We start from the raw sequence: 17835 nt of genomic DNA on the forward strand, positions 1-17835 counted from the left end.
ACCTGATGGAGAGAAGAGATGGCCGGCGCAAAAGAGATACGTAACAAGATCGGGAGTGTGAAGAACACTCAGAAGATCACCAGCGCTATGGAAATGGTGGCAGCCAGCAAGATGCGCCGTGCGCAGGAACGCATGTCTGCCAGCCGTCCGTACGCTGAAACCATGCGCAAGGTGATCGGCCATATCGCTCAGGGGAACTTGGAATACAAGCACCCCTACCTCATCGAACGTGAGGTCAAGCGAGTGGGTTACATCGTCGTCTCCACCGACCGTGGCCTGTGTGGCGGCCTGAACATCAACCTGTTCAAAGCTGCCCTCAACGATATGAAGCAATGGAGCGCGAAAGGTGCCAAGGTTGACCTGGCACTGATCGGTAGCAAGGCCTCCAACTTCTTTGAACGGCACGGCGCCAAGGTGAAAGCCCACGTCTCCGGACTGGGTGATAACCCGAGCGTCAATGACCTGATTGGTTCAGTCAAGGTCATGCTGAAGGCTTACGACAACGGTGAGATTGACAGGCTGTACCTGGTGTACAACAAGTTCGTCAACACCATGGTTCAGCAACCAAAAGTCGATCAACTGCTGCCTTTGCCCGTAACAGAAGACAGCAAGCTCGCCAAGAAACACCACTGGGATTACCTCTATGAGCCTGATCCCAAGCAGCTGCTGGATACCCTGTTGATTCGCTACGTCGAATCCCAGGTGTACCAGGGTGTGGTAGAAAACTTGGCAAGTGAACAGGCAGCCCGAATGGTTGCCATGCAAGCCGCGACTGACAACGCCGGCAACCTGATTAACGATCTGCAACTGGTGTACAACAAGGCCCGTCAGGCCAGTATTACCCAGGAACTGACAGAGATCGTATCCGGTGCTGCTGCGGTGTAAGGCAAGGGTTATCAAAGGTTTAGAGGATTTGACATGAGTAACGGTTTCATCGTCCAAATCATCGGCGCTGTAGTGGACATCGAGTTCCCGCAGAATGCCGTGCCCCAGGTGTACGATGCACTGAAAGTCATCAGCGAAGGCCAAGGCCAGGGTCTGGTACTGGAAGTTCAGCAACAGATCGGCGGCGGCGTCGTTCGTTGCATCACCATGGGCTCCTCCGACGGTCTGCGTCGTGGGTTGGAAGTAGTTAACAGCGGCAAGGCCATCCAGGTACCGGTTGGTACCTCGACCCTGGGTCGTATCATGAACGTACTGGGCGAGCCCATCGACGAGAAGGGTCCGATCGGCGAAGAAGAGCGTTGGTCCATCCACCGCGAAGCTCCCAGCTACGAAGATCAGTCCAACAGCGCCGAGCTGCTGGAGACCGGCATCAAGGTTATCGACCTGGTTTGCCCGTTCGCCAAGGGTGGTAAGGTCGGTCTGTTCGGTGGTGCCGGTGTAGGCAAGACCGTCAACATGATGGAGCTGATCCGTAACATCGCGATCGAACACAGTGGTTACTCTGTATTCGCCGGTGTGGGTGAGCGTACCCGTGAGGGTAACGACTTCTACCACGAGATGATGGAGTCCAACGTACTGGACAAAGTATCTCTGGTTTACGGTCAGATGAACGAGCCGCCCGGAAACCGTCTGCGCGTCGCGCTGACCGGTCTGACCATGGCAGAGAAGTTCCGTGACGAGGGTCGTGACGTGCTGTTCTTCGTGGACAACATCTACCGTTACACCCTGGCCGGTACCGAAGTATCCGCACTGCTGGGCCGTATGCCTTCTGCAGTAGGTTACCAGCCGACCCTGGCCGAGGAGATGGGTGTTCTGCAAGAACGTATCACCTCCACCAAGACCGGTTCCATCACCTCAGTCCAGGCCGTTTACGTGCCTGCGGATGACTTGACCGACCCGTCTCCGGCGACCACCTTCGCCCACCTGGATGCGACCATCGTTCTGTCCCGTCAGATCGCGGCACTGGGTATCTACCCGGCCGTTGACCCGCTGGACTCCACCTCCCGTCAGCTGGATCCGCTGGTGGTAGGCAAGGATCACTACGAGACCGCTCGTGGTGTGCAGATCGTGCTGCAGCGCTACAAGGAGCTGAAGGACATCATCGCCATCCTGGGTATGGATGAACTGTCAGAAGAAGACAAACTGACCGTATCCCGTGCCCGTAAGATCGAGCGTTTCCTGTCCCAGCCGTTCTTCGTGGCCGAAGTATTTACCGGTTCTTCAGGTAAGTACGTGCCGCTGAAAGAGACCATTCGCGGTTTCCAGGGCATCCTGAAAGGCGAGTATGACGATCTGCCCGAGCAGGCGTTCTACATGGTTGGCGGTATCGACGAAGTCGTCGAGAAAGCCAAGAAACTGTAAGCCTCGATAGGAGGGCCCATGGCTGAGATGATCTCATTTCACCTGGATGTAGTGAGCGCCGAAGGGAAACTGTTTTCCGGTCGTGTGCAATCTGCCCAGGTAACAGGCTCCGAGGGTGAGCTGGGTCTCCGCCACGGTCATGCTCCGTTGCTGACTGCCATCAAGCCGGGCCTGGTCCGCTTGATCAAGCAAAATGGTAGCGAAGAGGTGCTGTACATCTCCGGCGGCATGCTGGAAGTACAACCCGAAGCCGTGACCGTGCTGGCCGATACCGCCATTCGTGCCGATGACCTGGATGAGGCGAAAGCCCAGGAAGCCAAGCGTCGTGCCGAAGAGCGGATCAGCAGCTCCCATGGTGATATCGACTATGCTCAGGCATCTGCCGAGCTGGCCAAAGCAATGGCCCAGCTGCGGGTTATCGATATCGTCAAAAAGAATTACCGCTAATCACGGTGATGTAAAAAGCGACCTTCGGGTCGCTTTTTTTTTGCCCGTTGGATAGACTCCGCCGGGTATTTCCTCATGTTTCAAAGGCTGGCTATGTCTCTCAACGTCGTGATCCTGGCTGCGGGTAAAGGTACTCGCATGCGTTCCGTTCTGCCCAAGGTGCTGCACCCCGTCGCCAACAAACCCATGGTGTCCCATGTGATCGACACCGCCCGCCAGATAGGTGCCGAGCAACTGCACCTGGTCTATGGCCACGGTGCCGAGCTGCTCAAGGAGCGGATCGCCGCCCCGGATCTCAACTGGGTACTGCAGGCGCAGCAACTGGGCACCGGCCATGCCGTCGCCCAGGCGATCCCGTTCTGGCAGGATGAGGATGATGTGCTGGTGCTCTACGGCGATACCCCGCTGATCCAACCCGAGACCCTGCAACGGCTGCTGGCCGCCAAGGCCGACGACGGCATGGCGCTGCTGACCGTGGTGCTGGACAACCCCACCGGCTACGGCCGCATAGTGCGGGAAAACGGCCAGGTGGTCGGCATCGTCGAGCAGAAGGATGCCAACGCCGAACAGCTCGCCATCCGCGAGGTGAATACCGGCGTGCTGGTGGCCAATGGCGCCCAGCTGAGCGGCTGGCTGTCCCGTCTGGACAACAAGAACGCCCAGGGGGAGTTCTATCTCACCGACGTGATCGCCATGGCCCATGGGGATGGCTGCCCCATTGCCGCCGTCCACCCGGACAGCGCCATGGAGGTGGAAGGGGCCAACAACCGGGTCCAGCTGGCGGCCCTCGAGCGCAGCTATCAGCAGATGCAGGCCGAGAAGCTGATGATCGCCGGGGTCACCCTGATCGATCCGGCCCGCTTCGATCTGCGCGGCACCCTGGAGATCGGTGAGGAGGTGGTGATCGACGTCAACGTCATCATCGAGGGCAAGGTCAAGCTCGGCAACCATGTGCGCATAGGTGCTGGCGCTGTGCTGAAGGATTGCGAGATTGGCGATCACAGCGAGGTGAAACCCTACTCCGTTATCGAGGGTGCCCTGGTGGCCGATCAATGTTCGGTCGGCCCCTTCGCCCGTCTGCGCCCGGGTGCTGTGCTGGAGCAGGATGCCCACGTCGGCAACTTCGTCGAGATGAAGAAATCCCGTCTGGGGGTTGGCTCCAAGTGTGGTCATCTGACCTACCTGGGGGATGCGGACATCGGCGCCAAGGTGAATATCGGCGCCGGTACCATCACCTGCAACTACGATGGGGTGAACAAGTTCCAGACCATCATCGAGGATGACGTCTTCGTCGGCTCCGATACCCAGCTGGTGGCGCCGGTGCGCATCGGCAAGGGTGCGACTCTGGGGGCGGGTTCAACCATCACCAAGGATGTGGCCGAGCACGAGCTGGTGATTACCCGGGTGCCCCAGCGCCACATCAAGAACTGGGCTCGCCCGGTCAAGAAGAAGTGATGCCCGATCAATGAAATAAAACCGGCGCCCTCAGGGCGCCGGTTTTGTTTTCAGCTCTCCTGATTCGGGGTTGGGGAAGGGGGCGGGTTACCCATCACCCCATACCAGTCCAGCTTGCGGGTCAGCATCATGATCAGTGCCAATATGGTGAACAGCAGCAGGGCGCCGAGCAGCAGGGCTATCTCCTCGGCTTGCAGCAGCCCGAACAGGATGGCGTAGACCAGCCCGAGCAGGGCCGCGAAGCCGAGGCCCTGACGCGGCCCCCCCAGCACATGGCTGAGGTAGAAGCCGTTGAGCGACACGCTGGCGAGGCTGGCGACCAGATAAGCCCAGCCAAAGCCGAGGTGCTCGGTCAGCGCCAGCAACACCAGATAGAAGATGGCCAGACCCATGCCCACCAGGGCGTACTGGATCGGATGCACCCGCAGCCCCCTGAGCAGCTCGAACATGAAGAAGCTGAGGAAGGTGAGGCCGATGAACAGCAGGGCGTACTTGGCGGCCCGCTCGTTCAGCTGATAGTGATCCACCGGCTGCACCAGGCTGACGCTGAAGGTCGGCAACTCGCTCCCGGCTCCCTTCATCATGCGGGTGAAGCGCCGTTCCATGTCGGTGGCAAACCAGCTGGTCTGCCAGCTGGCGTCGAACCCATGATCGTTCAGGGTGCGGTTGCCGGGCAGAAAATCGCCGATGAAGTTGGGATGAGGCCAGTTGCCACTCAGGTTGAACCTGCTGTCCTGGCCGATCGGCACCACCTCGAGTGCGTTCATGCCCTGCAGGTTCAGCTCGATGTGAAAGCGGCCATCTTCCCCGGGCAGGCTGTCGAGCGGAGCATGGATGCCGGCCAGACCGTCTCCCAGCAGGGCGCCGGGGGTGAACTGAATGCGCCGCTCCCCCAGTTGCAGCTCGGGCACGCTGCTGATGCCGCGGGCATCGGACAGCACCAGGCTGAGGTAGGGCTTGCCAGGGATCAGGGCAGGATCCGCGGCGTCGAAGCTCAGGTCCGGGTTGCCGGCAACCAGTGCCTTGTCGGCCAGGCTGGCCGGCAAGTGGCCAGAGAGGGAGAGCCGGCCTTGATAGACCTGGGCCTGATAGATGCCGAGCTTGCGCGGGGTGACCTCCATGCTGGCCCGCACATCCAGCCTGTCCGGCAACAGGTAGCGATAGACCCGCTCCTCGCGCACGAAGCGCTTGCCATCCTGCTCGACGGTGACGGCCCGGGTATAGGGTTGCACCAGCACAGGCCCCAGCAAGCGCTGTGGCCCGCTGCTGCTGGCCATGATGCTGTGGATGGCCTGGCTGCGGTAAGCCTGGCGCTCCCGGTTCAGATCCATGATGGCGTGAACCGGGATCATCAGCAGCAGGCAGAGCAACAGCAGCAGGGCGATCTTGTGGGTGATTATCTGTTTGACCATGGCGCATCTCCTTGTTGGTGAACGGGAGTGTGCCCTGGTCGGGTGAAGCGGGGATGGGGCCCTGTGAAGTGGGGGTGAAGGGGATAAAAAAACCGGCGCCTTGCGCCGGTCTTGGCATCACAGCTTCTCCAGCTGTTCTGGCAGTGCGGCAAACACCTCTTCCCTGGCCCTGAGGGAGGCAAACTGCTTGCCAGGCTTCTGGATGACGGTGTGGACGAAGATGAGCTTCTGATCCTGCTTGCTGGCCCAGCCGACGAACCAGCCGATCTGCTGATCCCGGTCGAGGCTGCCATCCAGCAGTTTGGGGTAGCCCATGCCGGTCTTGCCATGGATCTGCCAGCCATCGATGTCGGGCTGACGCAGGATATTGGCCGTGTGCTGCAGTGTCTGGGCGGAGACCGGCAGCTTGCCGCTCACCAGCTTGCCGAGAAAGCGTGCCTGCTCCTGGGGGCTGATGGCAAGGCTGGAACTGAGCCAGGCCTGGGTCAGGCCGTCATGTTTGCCAGGGTTGCCCGAGAGATCCCGGTTGCCGTAGTCGAAGCGGTCCACGTATTGCTGGAAGCGCGCCGCCCCCAGCCACTCGGTGAGGCGTTGGGAGTACCAGATCACCGAATAGGTCATCCAACGGCTCGGGGTGGTGGTCTGCTTCCATTCCGGCAGGAAGTCAGGGTCACCGGCTTTGAATGGCAGAGCTGGCAGTTGCTCATCCACCAGGAAGCCGCTGTCATAGCCCATCAGCGCCAGCGGGATCTTGAAGGTGGAGGCGGGAGGCAGCTGGCTGGCGCAGTCACCCTGGGCACTGAAGGGCTTGCCGCTGCCATCGGCGAACAGCAGGCAGCCGGTGGCGGCGCTGGCGGGCAGGGAGCAGAAGAGACCGGCGGCAAGCAGGCTGGATAACAGAATGCGGGACATGAACATCTCCTTGATTCATCAGAACGCGGGTAGACGGGTCCGGGCAGGACCCTATCCGAGGAGGCGCAGCTTAGCCCGGCTCTGTGTGTTCAGTGTGAAGTCTTCTGGCCGGCAGGCAGCCAGAGCTCGGCCAGCACGCCGCCTTCCGGCTGGTTGCCCAGGGTCAACCGACCGCCGTGCTGGCGGGCCACCTCGGCGGCAAAGCTGAGCCCCAGGCCGCTGCTCTTGCCCTTGTCGGGCCTGGGCAGGGAGTAGAAGCGCTCGAAGATGCGTGGCAGCGCGTAGTCCGGAATACCTGGCCCCTGATCCCGTACCCGGAAGCAGTACCCCCCCTCCTCCATGGCGCCGCTCAGCCGGATGTGACCCCCGGCGGGTGAGAAGTCGAGAGCGTTGTCCAGCAGGTTGCCCAGCGCCTGCTCCACCAGCAGGGGATCCCACTTCTGCCTGGGGGCGTCGGCTAGCTCTGCCCCCAGGGCCACCTGACGACGGACAGCGACTATCTGGCGGGCATCGAGCGCCCGCCTGCCCAGCGTGGCAGGGGCTGTGGCCTGTCTGTCCAGCCCCGGCCCCGATTCGAGGCGCGCGAGCTGCAGCATACGCTCGATCAGCTGCTGCATGCGGGCCGTCTCCAGATTGATGTTGCCAATAAAGCGCCGCGCCACCTCGGGTGGCGGTGCCTCGGCGAGGATCTCCCCTGCCCCGCGGATGGCGGCCAGCGGGCTTTTGAGCTCGTGGGTCAGGCTGTGCACATAGGCTTCGATATAGGCCTTGCCATCCAGCTGGCGGCGCATGGTCTCGAGGGATCGACCGAGCCGGTCCAGCTCGGGGCTGTGGAGCCTTGGCAGGCTGGCGGGCTGGCCCTGGCTGACCGCATCGGCGTAGTGCACCAGCTTGCCGATGGCGCGGTTGAGCCACCACACCAGCAGGGTGCCGATGAGCAATGAGATGAACAGCAGCAGGGCGGCCCCCTGCAATAGCTGGTGCTCGCTGCGCTCTATCATGGGCAGCAGGGTGCGGTTGGGCTTGGCAACCGTGAGAGAGCCCAGGATCTCCTCCCCCTCGCGCAGGGGGGCGGCAACGTGCATCACCGAGCTGGCGGGATCGTCCGGATCGCTGCGGGTGCTACGGGCGCCGTATTCGCCGCGCAAGGTGCGGTAGACGTCGTTCCAGCGCGAATAGTCCTTGCCCAGATCCACCCCGTCCGAGTCATAGACCACCTTGCCTTTAGCGTCGACCACATAGATGCGGTACTCCGCCTGCTGTTTGAGGTGTCCGTCGATCAGGGCGTTGATGGGGCTCTGGTTGAGGCGGGAGAAGGCGCTGGCCAGCCGGCCATCCGCCATCTTCCCCTCCTGCAGATCGTCCAGGGCCAGGGGGGCCAGCAACTGGGCCATGTCCACCAGGGTATCCTCGGTGGCGCTGCGCACCCCGGGTTTGATCTCCTCGACGAAGATCTCCAGCACGAACCAGGCGGCCAGGGCGAAGATGAGCACCAGGCCGCACAGCAGTTGCAATCCGATTCTCATCTCATCCCCCGGCCGGTGCCCGGCAACCCTGAGTTCATGCCAATTCCAGGCTGTAGCCCAGCCCGCGGTGGGTCAGGATCAGATTGGCCTCGGAGTCCCGCTCCCGCAGCTTGGCGCGCAGGGTCTTGATGTGGGTGTCGACGGTGCGATCCAGGCTCTCTTCGGCCCCGCTCCACACCAGATCCATCAGCTGCTGGCGGGAGTAGACCCGGCCCGGCGCCTGCATGAGAGTCTTGAGCAGCAGGTATTCGTAGCGGGTGAGGGTGAGAGGCTGACCGTGGAAGCAGATGCGGGCCCGCTCCTCGTCCAGTGCCAGCAGAGCGCTGGGCTGGGGGGCGCTCGGCTGGCTGCGGCGCAGTATCACCCTCACCCTGGCGCACACTTCCCGCGGCGAGAACGGCTTGGCCACGTAGTCGTCGGCCCCTATCTCCAGCCCGATCAACCTGTCTATCTCCTCGCTGCGGGCGGTGAGAAACATCAGGGGAGTGTCGGTCAGGGCCCGCACCTGCTTGCACAGCTCGAAGCCGCTGATGTCCGGCAACCCCACATCCAGGATCAGAAAATCCGGGCGCGACCGTTCCAGTCGCGCCAGCAACGGCTGCCCGAGGGGAAACCACTCCACCTCGAAACCATCGGTCTGCAGGGCATAGATCAGGGTGTCGGCGATGCTGGCCTCATCTTCCACCAGCCAGATGACTCGTTTTTGCATGGCGTCCTCGTCACAAATCGGCCTGACCATTCTGGCATCGAACCAAATCGGATCCTATTTGCCGTTTGATTTTTCCCAAAAAGGTATTAATATTTCGCCACTCTTTCGAATCGAAACTTTAAGATGACCAAACGCAACACTCAACAGCGCCGTCACACCATAGTGACCCTGGTGCAGGAACAGGGCGAAGTCAGTGTCGATGCCCTGGCCAAGCACTTCTCCACCTCGGAAGTGACCATCCGCAAGGATCTGGCCGTGCTGGAGACTGGCGGTCTGTTGCTGCGTCGTTACGGTGGTGCCGTGCCCCTGCCGAGCGAGATGGTGGTGGACAGCAATCCGGATCAAGTTTCGAAACGAAAGCTGGCCATCGCCCGTGCCGCCGCCGAGCGCATCCGCGATCACAACCGCGTCATCATCGACAGCGGCAGCACCACCAGCGCCATGATCCCCATGCTGGGCAGCAAGCGCGGGCTCATCGTGATGACCAACTCCCTCAACGTGGCCGGCGCCCTGCGCGAGCTGGAAAACGAGCCTACCTTGTTGATGACCGGCGGCACCTGGGATCCCCACTCCGAATCCTTCCAGGGGCAGGTGGCGGAGCAGGTGCTGCGCTCCTATGACTTCGACCAACTGTTCATCGGCGCCGACGGCATAGACCCGGAGCGGGGTACCACCACCTTCAACGAGCTGGTGGGCCTCTCCAGGGTGATGGCCGAGGTGTCCCGCGAGGTCATCGTCATGGTCGAGTCGGAGAAGATTGGCCGCAAGATCCCCAATCTCGAACTGCCCTGGTCGAGCATCCATACCCTGGTGACCGACGAGGGGCTGGCCAGCGAGGCCAGAGCACAGATCCAGGCCAGGGGGATCGCGCTGATTTGTGCTCCCGTGGCGGTTTAACCCAAACATCCAACTATCCAAACGAATTTCCGTTTTTACCTCTTGAGGAGAAGTCTATGTGTGGCATCGTCGGGGCCGTCGCCCAACGTGATGTGGCTGAAATCCTGGTAGAAGGCCTGCGCCGTCTGGAATACCGCGGCTATGACTCCGCCGGTGTGGCGGTGTTCAGCGCCGATCGGCCGCTGCAGCGAGTGCGCCGCCTCGGCAAGGTGGCCGAGCTGGCCAAGGCGCTGGAAGAGCAGTCCGTCCATGGCGGCACCGGCATTGCCCACACCCGCTGGGCGACCCACGGCGAGCCCTCCGAGCGCAATGCGCACCCCCACGTCTCCGAGCACATAGTCGTAGTGCACAACGGCATCATAGAGAACCACGAAGAGCTGCGCAGCCAGCTGCAAGGCATGGGCTACGAGTTCAGTTCCGACACCGACACCGAGGTGATCGCCCACCTGGTTCACCACGAGCTGAAATCCGCCCCCAGCCTGCTGGCGGCCATGCAAGTCACGGTGAAGCAGTTGCGCGGTGCCTATGGCACAGTGGTGATGGACAGCCGTGACGACAGCCGCGTGGTGGTAGCCCGTTCCGGCTCCCCCCTGGTGATTGGCCGCGGCATCGGCGAGAACTTCATCGCCTCCGACCAGATGGCCCTGCTGCCGGTGACCCGCCGCTTCATCTTCCTTGAAGAGGGAGACGTGGCCGAGGTGACCCGTCGCGACGTGCACGTCTTCGATACCAATGGCAACGCCGTGGTACGCGAGGAACTGGAGTCCGAGCTCTCCCACGACGCAGGTGACAAGGGCGAGTACCGCCACTACATGCTCAAAGAGATCTACGAGCAGCCCAAGGCCATCACCAACACATTGGAAGGCCGTCTGGGCAACGATCACGTGGTGGTCGAGTCGTTCGGCAACGGCGCCCGTGCTATTTTCGACAAGGTGGAGCACGTCCAGATCGTGGCTTGCGGCACCTCCTACAACTCCGGCATGGTTGCCCGCTACTGGTTTGAAGAGATAGCCGGCGTCTCCTGCGACGTGGAGATTGCCTCCGAGTTCCGCTATCGCAAGTCCGTCGTGCGCCCCAACAGCCTGCTGGTGACCCTGTCCCAGAGCGGCGAGACCGCAGACACCCTGGCGGCCCTGCGCCTGGCCAAGGAGTCCGGCTACATGAGCTCCCTGGCCATCTGCAACGTGCCGGGCTCCTCCCTGGTGCGCGAATCCGACCTGGCCTTCATGACCCGGGCCGGTGCCGAGATTGGCGTCGCCTCCACCAAGGCCTTCACCACCCAGCTGGCCGGCCTGCTGATGCTGGTGGCCTCCGTCGGTCACTGTCGCGGCAACCTGAGCGCCGCCGCCGAGGCCGAGCTGGTCAAGGCGCTGCAAGCCCTGCCGCTACGCATCAAGGAGAGCCTGGCGCTGGCCAAGGATATTGAAGCCCTGGCCGAAGAGTTTGCCGACAAGCACCACAGCCTGTTCCTCGGCCGTGGCAGCCAGTACCCCATCGCCATGGAGGGGGCGCTCAAACTCAAGGAGATCTCCTACATCCACGCCGAGGCCTATGCCGCAGGTGAGCTCAAGCACGGCCCGCTGGCACTGATCGATGCCGAGATGCCCATCATCGTCGTGGCGCCGAACAACGATCTGCTGGAGAAGCTCAAGTCCAACGTGGAAGAGGTGCGCGCCCGTGGCGGTATCCTCTATGTGTTCGCCGATGCGGACGCTGGCTTCAAGAGCGACGAGACCATGCGGGTGATGAGCCTGAATCACGTGGAAGAGATGATTGCCCCCATCGTCTATACGGTGCCGTTGCAACTGCTCTCCTACCACGTCGCCCTCATCAAGGGCACCGACGTGGATCAGCCGCGCAACCTGGCGAAATCCGTCACCGTGGAATAAGCCGTTGTCAGACATGAAAAAAGAGCCGCTGTTGCGGCTCTTTTTTTGGTTGCTTGGCGGGGTTGCCGTTACGATAGCCGCAGGTTGGTGATGGTCACGTCGTCCAGCGAGGGCACTATGATGCCGCTGGAGATGCTCTTGGCGATCGCCTGGTTGCGGTTCTTCGAATCCGTCTTGTTGGTGACCTGATTGAGGTGGAAGTTCACGGTACGCTCGCTGATGCCGAGTATGGTGGCTATCTCCCAGGAGGTCTTGCCCTCGCTGGCCCAGAACAGACACTCCTTCTCCCGATCCGACAGCTCGGCCAGATGTTTCATCAGGTCCGGCCTGCTCTTTATCAGCTGCAGCGCCGCGTTGAAGATGTAGCTGGCACAAAATGACAGCATGGGAACGTTTTCAAACATCAGGTCAGAGTTGGACCTTTCCTTGCTGATGAAGGAGAGGATGCCGTGTTCCCCCTGAGGGGTGTGCAGCGGGAAGGAGACACCGTTTCTCACGCCAAAGTCGGCGGCGAGGTTCATCACTTCCCGGCTGGCGCTGGGCAGCCAGGGAGAGTCGCAGTCGAGCTTGTTCCAGAAGATGGGCTGGGTCTGCTTCAGGCCCAGGAAGACCACAGGATCCTGGGTCAGGTAGTGTCGCTCCGTGTAGGCATCAAACCAGCTGGTCGGGCAGTTGTTGAACAAGGCCACGTGTGATTTCTGCATGCTGATGGGAAAAATGATCAGCAACCGAAAGTAATCAAAGCCCATCTGATGGCTGAAGCGCTCCAGTTGTTGCTGGATATCGCTGGTCTTCTTGGCCTTGGTGAACCGATCTATGTGTTCCCAGATCGCATCGTTAAACATGTAAGTCTCCTTCTTCGACCACTTATCATCCTGATCGAAAAGACATTTTTTAGTTATTTAAAATGGTGTTGTGACTACCAACGCCAGTTGTTCCCGTGCTTGTCTAAAAAGTATCCTGTTTTTTCAGCCACAGGCCAAGAAAATCATCTGATTGCCAGTGGCACGACTCTTTGAGACAATGAGAATAGTTATCATTGTTAAGATTGTGTACCATGAAAAAGATCTGGGGTCTGGCCTTGTTGCCATTGGCCGTTCATTTCGTCGCCTCGGCAGACGATCTGGTCGCGCCCGCACTGAAAAACAGCATCGCGGATGGGAAAGCCTCCCAACAGCGCGTAGAAAAGGCGGCCGATGCCGCCGTTGCCGCCCGGCTGGAGCTGCAAAATGCCCAGTTGCAACTGCGGGATCTGGAAGCCTACAACCGCTACATGCAGTCTCTGGTGGCCGATCAGCAGAATGAGCTGGGCAAGCTGACTCAACAGCTGGAAGCGGTGCAGGAGACCCGTCAGGGCCTGATCCCGCTGATGTTGCAGATGCAGGCGGATCTGGAACAGCTGGTGCAGGATGACATTCCCCTGCGCAAGGAGGACCGTCTGGCGCGGGTCGAGCAGCTGAAGGTGACCCTGGCCCGGGCGGACGTGAGCGAGGCGGAGAAGTTCCGCCAGTTGCTGCAGGCCTACCAGATCGAGGCCGAATACGGCAGCCGGATGGATGCCTATCCCGCCCAGCTGGCGCTGGATGGTGCCGAGCGCCGGGTCGATGTGCTGGCGCTTGGTCGCGTCTCCCTGCTGGCCATGACAGCCGATCGCACCCAGGGCTGGCGCTGGTCCGCCGAGAGCAAGACCTGGTTGCCGCTGGATAGCGAGTGGCTCACCCCCCTTGCCGATGCGCTGGACATGGCGGCCGACAAGAAAGTCCCGCAACTGTTGCATCTGCCCCTGTCTGTCGCGCGTAGCCAGGAGGCTCAGTCATGAAATGGTTCCCCCTTCTGATCACCCTCTCCCTCTGCTCCCAGCTGGCCCTTGCCAATGAAGAGTGGCAACAGCAGGAACGGGCCCGCGAGCAACAGGCACAGCAGGATCTCGCATCAGTCTCCACCGAATTGCACAGTGCCCGCGCCAGGCTGGCTGAGGCCCAGCGCCTGAGCAAGGAGCTGGCTGGCCAGTTTGCCAGCAATGAAAAGCAACTGGTCGAACTCAACACCCGCTGGGAGCAGGCCTCCGGCGACATGAACGAGATCTTCGCGGTGACCCGTCAGGGCGCCAGCGATGCGGTCAAGCTGCTGGGTGACTCCTCGGTGCAGGGCCAGTATCCGGATCGCCTGACAGCCTTGAAGGCCATGGCCCAGGACAAGCAGGTGCCGGATCGCGCCGCCCTTGCCCTGCTGCCCGCCACCCTGTTGCAGGAGATCCGCGAGTCGGGTCGGGTTGTCCAGTTCGATGGCAAGGTGCTCAATGCCCAGGGCACGGCCAGTGAGCAGGAGCTGACCCGGGTCGGCAGCTTCGCGCTGTTTGGCAGCGAAGGCTTCCTGCAACCGAGCGGCGAAGGGCTGATCCCTGTACTGGGACTGCCCGGCGGCTTGCTGTCCGAACTGACCGCCTATAAGGGCAAGGAAGGCGAGGCGTTGCCGCTGGATCCCTCCCACGGCGTCCTGCTCGAGATGCAGGCCCAGGCACCGACCGTCTGGCAGCAAGTCCAGCAAGGGGGCCAGGTAGGCGCCATCATAGTGCTGCTGGCCGCCATCGGCCTCGGCATTGCCGCCGTGCGGCTCTGGACCCTCTCTCGCGAACTGACCCTGGTGCGTCGCCAGCTCAAGAGCGGCGAATACCACGCCGACAACGCCCTCGGTCGGGTGCTGACGGTGGCGGACAAGCACCCGGAGCTGAGCATGGAGACCCTCGAACTGAGGCTGGACGAGGCCATACTGCAGGAGACGCCCCGGATGGAGCGTGGCATCGGCATGGTCAAGGTGATCGCGGCCATTGCCCCCATGCTGGGGCTGCTCGGCACCGTGACCGGCATGATAGGCACCTTCCAGGCCATCACCCAGTTCGGTACCGGCGATCCCAAGATCATGGCGGGCGGCATCTCCATGGCGCTGATCACTACGGTACAGGGGCTGGTGGCCGCCATTCCGCTGATCCTGGCCCACAGCCTGCTGCAATCCCGTTTCACCGAGCTCTCCAACGTGCTGGAGCAGCAGGTCGCCGGCATTCTGGCCGAGCGGGCCGAGAATAACGGGGACGGGATGGAGCGGGTGGCATGATGGTCGACATCTGGCAACAGTTGCAGGGTTTTATTGAACGTGGCGGCCCCGTGCTGGCCGAGCGCGCCGATGGCAAGCAGAGTGAAAAGATGGAGCGGGTGGCATGATGGTCGACATCTGGCAACAGTTGCAGAGCTTCATGGGCCGTGGCGGCCCGGTGCTCTGGGTCATCCTGGCCTTGCTGGTGCTGATGTGGATTCTGATGATCGAGCGGTTGCTCTACCTCAATCTGGGCTTCGGCCCGCTGCAGCGGCAGCTGTTCGGCCGTTGGCAGGGACGCAGCGAGCGTCACAGCTGGCACGCCAAGGCAATCCGCAGCCGCTGGCTGGCCGAGGCCGAACTCGAGCTCAACCGCCATCTCATCTTCATCCGCACCCTGGTGGTGCTCTGCCCCATGCTGGGCCTGCTCGGCACTGTGACCGGCATGATAGGCGTATTCGATGCGTTGGCCGCCGCCAACCGCTTTAACCCGGAGAGCATGGCGGGCGGGATCTCCCGCGCCACCATCCCCACCATGGCAGGCATGGTGGTGGCGCTCTCCGGCGTGTTGTTACTCAGTCGTCTCGAGAGCCAGGCCAAGCGTGCGCTGGCCAAGACCCGGGACGGCCTGCGAGAAGAGAAGGTAATGCAATGAGACGGCAATCCAAACGCCAGCGTGATGAAGTGCAGATCGACATGACCCCCATGCTGGATATCGTGTTCATCATGCTGATCTTCTTCATCGTGACCACCTCCTTCGTACGGGAAGCCGGGCTAGAGGTGCACAGGCCCCAGGCGAGCCAGGCCAAGGCGCAGAAGTCCTCCAGCATCATGCTGGCGATCGGCGCCCAGGGGCAGATCTTCCTCGACCGCAAACAGGTGGATGTGGAGCGGGTGCAGGCCAGTCTGGCCCGCCTGCTGTCGGAGCAGCCCGAAGCCAGCCTGGTGATCCAGGCCGATGAGCGGGTGCCCCATGGCAAGGTGGTGCGGGTGATGGATGAGGCCAAGGCGGCAGGCATCGCCAATATCGCCGTGGCGGTGGCGCCGAAATGAAGTTCAAGCTGATGAGCCTGGGGCTGGGGATTGCTCTCAGCCTGGGGATCCTGCTGTTCATGGCCACGCTGGTGGAGCCGCCCAGAGGGGAGAAGGCGAGCGCCGAGCAGAAATCCATCGTCATCAACATGCAGACCGAGGTGAACGAGGTGCAGGTGCGCGAGCGTCCGGTACCCCAGGAGCCGGAACCCTTGCCGGAGCCTCCCGCCGCCCTGGCGTCCACGCCAATGCCCATGCCGGCGGCGGCCCCGCTGCCCTCGGTGCAGCCCAGCCTGGATCTGGTATCCAGCCTGAGCGCGGTGCAGGTATCTGCCCCCGGGGTCGCAACCAGCCCCACCCCGGTGGCGAGCGGCAGCTTCCATGGTCAGTCACAGGGCGCGGGCATAGGGGTCGGCGACATGCTGACCCCCCTGCAGCGGGTCGAACCCGTCTACCCCTATCGGGCCCAGCAGGCCGGCATAGAAGGTTCGGTGACCCTGCGCTTCACGGTCGATGCCGAGGGGCGAGTACAGGATGTGGAAGTGATCGACGCCAAGCCCAAGCGACAGTTCGAGCGGGCGGCGATTCAGGCCGTCAGCAAGTGGCGCTACCAGCCAAGACCGGGTGCCACCGACAAGCTGGTGCAAACCATCAATCTCAAATTCAAATTGGAGTCATAACCATGTTGCGGATCTGGATCTGTCTGCTGGCCCTGGTCAGCCAAGCCTGTCTGGCCATGGAGGTGAGTCCTCATTTCTCCCGTCAGCTGGAGCCTGTGATGAAGCTCTATCAGTCGGGTCAGTGGCAACAGGCCCAGAACAAGGCGACCGGGCTCAAGCCTGGCTCCGATGCCGAGCGCGCCTGGCTGGCCCAGTTGCAGGCTTCACTGGCGGCCAACCTGCAGCAGACCGCACAGGCGAGTCGCTACGTGGAACAGGCGCTGGCCTATAAAGAGTGGCCCGAGCAGCAGCAGCTCCAGTTGCTGCGTCTGCGTGGGGATATCCAGGCGCAGCAATCCAACTGGTCAGGCGCCATCGCCAGTTACAAGGCCGCACTGGCACTCAAGTCCGACGATGCCTTGCGTCTGCGCCTGGCCGGCCTTTATTACCACAACAAGCAATACGGCGAGGCGGTCAGCCAGAGCGAGCAGTTGCTGAAGAAAGGCTGGCACAAGCAGACGGCGATCATTCGCCTCTCCGCCCTCACCGCCCTGCAACGTTATGGTGTGGCGGCAGAGCAGGCGGAAGAGCTGATCCGCCACGAACCGAAAGAGAGCAAGTGGTGGCAACAGGCGGTGTCGCTCAACCTCTCTGCCAAGCGCGGCGATCAGGCGCTGGCGCTGCTGCAAACCGCCATCGACAGAAAGTTGATGGATGATGCCGCCGCCCGCAACCAGCTGATCCGTCTTTATGCCTGGCAGGGACTGCCTTATCGCGGTGCCCGTCTGCTGGAAGCGGCCATGGCCAAGGGACAGATGAAACAGAGCGCCGACAATCGCCAACTGTTGGCTCAATTGTGGGAAGGTGCGCGTGAGTGGCCGAAGGCCGTCGATAGCTGGCAGTTGCTTGCCCGCGAGCATGCCCATCCCAAGGCGGCCATGCGCGCCGCCGAGCTGCTGTTGCAACAAGGCAGAGCGGATGCGGCCATGACCCAGCTCGCGGCCATCAAGTCGGTGAAGGGTGAGCAAGGCAATCGCGCCAAGGCGCTGCTGGTGCAGGCGCACCTTAATAAGGAGCAGTATGCCCAGGCGCTGGAGCTGGCTCGCGAGCTGCAACAGCAGGACAACTGGCAACAGCGTGCGACCAGCTGGGTCAACTACATCCAGGCCCAGACTGATGGAGTGAACAAAAAAGCGGCATGAAACAGGGCTAAAACTCGCATTTCATGAGGTTCAGCCTGCTTTTTCAGCAAACGAACGCATTTTTACAAAAAGCCCTTGTCATCCCGGTGCGGCTCCCTATAATGCGCCCCTACCAGCACGGCGGAACACGCCGGACTGATGAGTCAGCTTCCTTGTGAAGTGGGCGCCGAAAGAAAAGCGAAAACAACCGCTTGACTTTCGAAGTGAGGGGGCGTAAGATTCGCCTCCTCAACGCGATAAGCGTGACGCTCTTTAACAATTTGAATCAAGCAATCTGTGTGGGCACTCACAGCATCGA

General features: G+C 61.8%; 17 protein-coding genes. 12 read left to right on the forward strand and 5 right to left on the reverse strand.

The genetic code is table 11. The features are described from left to right. Positions 1 to 18 precede the first annotated feature (18 nt). From atpG to glmU, 4 genes are all read left to right on the forward strand, one after another. Positions 19 to 885, forward strand: a complete 867-nt coding sequence (gene atpG / locus PG898_RS13650; RefSeq protein WP_041206629.1) for a F0F1 ATP synthase subunit gamma — start codon at positions 19 to 21, stop codon at positions 883 to 885. Positions 886 to 918: 33 nt separating this feature from the next. After that, positions 919 to 2307 carry a F0F1 ATP synthase subunit beta gene (gene atpD / locus PG898_RS13655; RefSeq protein WP_041206630.1) on the forward strand — a complete coding sequence of 463 codons (1389 nt, stop codon included), beginning with the start codon at positions 919 to 921 and terminating at the stop codon, positions 2305 to 2307. A gap of 18 nt (positions 2308 to 2325) precedes the next feature. Beyond that, positions 2326 to 2754: a F0F1 ATP synthase subunit epsilon gene (locus tag PG898_RS13660; RefSeq protein ID WP_025328862.1), complete on the forward strand. Its 429-nt coding sequence runs from the start codon at positions 2326 to 2328 to the stop codon at positions 2752 to 2754. 93 nt (positions 2755 to 2847) lie between these two features. Beyond that, positions 2848 to 4209, forward strand: coding sequence for a bifunctional UDP-N-acetylglucosamine diphosphorylase/glucosamine-1-phosphate N-acetyltransferase GlmU (glmU, locus tag PG898_RS13665; protein ID WP_161507795.1), 1362 nt, complete (start codon positions 2848 to 2850; stop codon positions 4207 to 4209). A gap of 50 nt (positions 4210 to 4259) precedes the next feature. On the opposite strand, the gene creD is transcribed toward glmU, so the two are convergent. The 4 genes from creD to blrA all read right to left on the reverse strand — a co-directional run bounded on the left by creD (position 4260) and on the right by blrA (position 8768). Then, positions 4260 to 5621, reverse strand: coding sequence for a cell envelope integrity protein CreD (gene creD, locus PG898_RS13670; RefSeq protein WP_270824371.1), 1362 nt, complete (start codon positions 5619 to 5621; stop codon positions 4260 to 4262). A gap of 117 nt (positions 5622 to 5738) precedes the next feature. Then, positions 5739 to 6533 carry an OXA-427 family carbapenem-hydrolyzing class D beta-lactamase gene (gene blaOXA, locus PG898_RS13675; RefSeq protein ID WP_270824370.1) on the reverse strand — a complete coding sequence of 265 codons (795 nt, stop codon included), beginning with the start codon at positions 6531 to 6533 and terminating at the stop codon, positions 5739 to 5741. 89 nt (positions 6534 to 6622) lie between these two features. Next, positions 6623 to 8059, reverse strand: coding sequence for a beta-lactam sensor histidine kinase BlrB (gene blrB, locus PG898_RS13680; RefSeq protein WP_226170889.1), 1437 nt, complete (start codon positions 8057 to 8059; stop codon positions 6623 to 6625). 34 nt (positions 8060 to 8093) lie between these two features. Next, positions 8094 to 8768 carry a beta-lactam response regulator transcription factor BlrA gene (gene blrA, locus PG898_RS13685; protein WP_161507791.1) on the reverse strand — a complete coding sequence of 225 codons (675 nt, stop codon included), beginning with the start codon at positions 8766 to 8768 and terminating at the stop codon, positions 8094 to 8096. A gap of 123 nt (positions 8769 to 8891) precedes the next feature. Between blrA and PG898_RS13690 the strand changes: the two genes are divergently transcribed. After that, the gene (locus tag PG898_RS13690) at positions 8892 to 9665 is read left to right on the forward strand and encodes a DeoR/GlpR family DNA-binding transcription regulator (protein ID WP_042650286.1); all 774 of its coding nucleotides are present in this window, start codon (positions 8892 to 8894) and stop codon (positions 9663 to 9665) included. A 56-nt stretch (positions 9666 to 9721) separates the two neighbouring features. Continuing rightward, complete coding sequence (glmS, locus tag PG898_RS13695) at positions 9722 to 11554, forward strand: glutamine--fructose-6-phosphate transaminase (isomerizing) (protein ID WP_161507790.1); 1833 nt, start codon at positions 9722 to 9724, stop codon at positions 11552 to 11554. Between the two features lie 68 nt (positions 11555 to 11622). Here the strand turns inward: glmS and PG898_RS13700 are convergent, their stop codons facing one another. Then, positions 11623 to 12399, reverse strand: coding sequence for a LuxR family transcriptional regulator (locus PG898_RS13700; RefSeq protein ID WP_005326226.1), 777 nt, complete (start codon positions 12397 to 12399; stop codon positions 11623 to 11625). Between the two features lie 212 nt (positions 12400 to 12611). Here PG898_RS13700 and PG898_RS13705 point away from each other — a divergent pair, with 212 nt between their 5' ends. The 6 genes from PG898_RS13705 to PG898_RS13730 all read left to right on the forward strand — a co-directional run bounded on the left by PG898_RS13705 (position 12612) and on the right by PG898_RS13730 (position 17537). Next, complete coding sequence (locus tag PG898_RS13705; RefSeq protein WP_161507789.1) at positions 12612 to 13373, forward strand: DUF3450 domain-containing protein; 762 nt, start codon at positions 12612 to 12614, stop codon at positions 13371 to 13373. Next, positions 13370 to 14665: a MotA/TolQ/ExbB proton channel family protein gene (locus tag PG898_RS13710; RefSeq protein WP_270824369.1), complete on the forward strand. Its 1296-nt coding sequence runs from the start codon at positions 13370 to 13372 to the stop codon at positions 14663 to 14665. The genes PG898_RS13705 and PG898_RS13710 overlap by 4 nt, the downstream gene beginning before the upstream one ends. A gap of 103 nt (positions 14666 to 14768) precedes the next feature. Continuing rightward, the gene (locus PG898_RS13715; RefSeq protein ID WP_025328851.1) at positions 14769 to 15299 is read left to right on the forward strand and encodes a MotA/TolQ/ExbB proton channel family protein; all 531 of its coding nucleotides are present in this window, start codon (positions 14769 to 14771) and stop codon (positions 15297 to 15299) included. Continuing rightward, a complete protein-coding gene (locus PG898_RS13720; protein ID WP_005326222.1) occupies positions 15296 to 15697 on the forward strand; it encodes an ExbD/TolR family protein in 402 nt (133 codons plus the stop codon). Before PG898_RS13715 ends, PG898_RS13720 begins: the two co-directional genes overlap by 4 nt. After that, the gene (locus tag PG898_RS13725) at positions 15694 to 16356 is read left to right on the forward strand and encodes an energy transducer TonB (RefSeq protein ID WP_161507787.1); all 663 of its coding nucleotides are present in this window, start codon (positions 15694 to 15696) and stop codon (positions 16354 to 16356) included. The genes PG898_RS13720 and PG898_RS13725 overlap by 4 nt, the downstream gene beginning before the upstream one ends. A gap of 2 nt (positions 16357 to 16358) precedes the next feature. Next, entirely contained in the window at positions 16359 to 17537 is a 1179-nt protein-coding gene (locus PG898_RS13730; protein WP_171272952.1) for a tetratricopeptide repeat protein, read from the forward strand. Positions 17538 to 17835: the final 298 nt, after the last annotated feature.

The sequence above is a fragment of the Aeromonas sp. QDB31 genome (assembly GCF_027707605.1).
Lineage (GTDB): Bacteria > Pseudomonadota > Gammaproteobacteria > Enterobacterales > Aeromonadaceae > Aeromonas > Aeromonas media.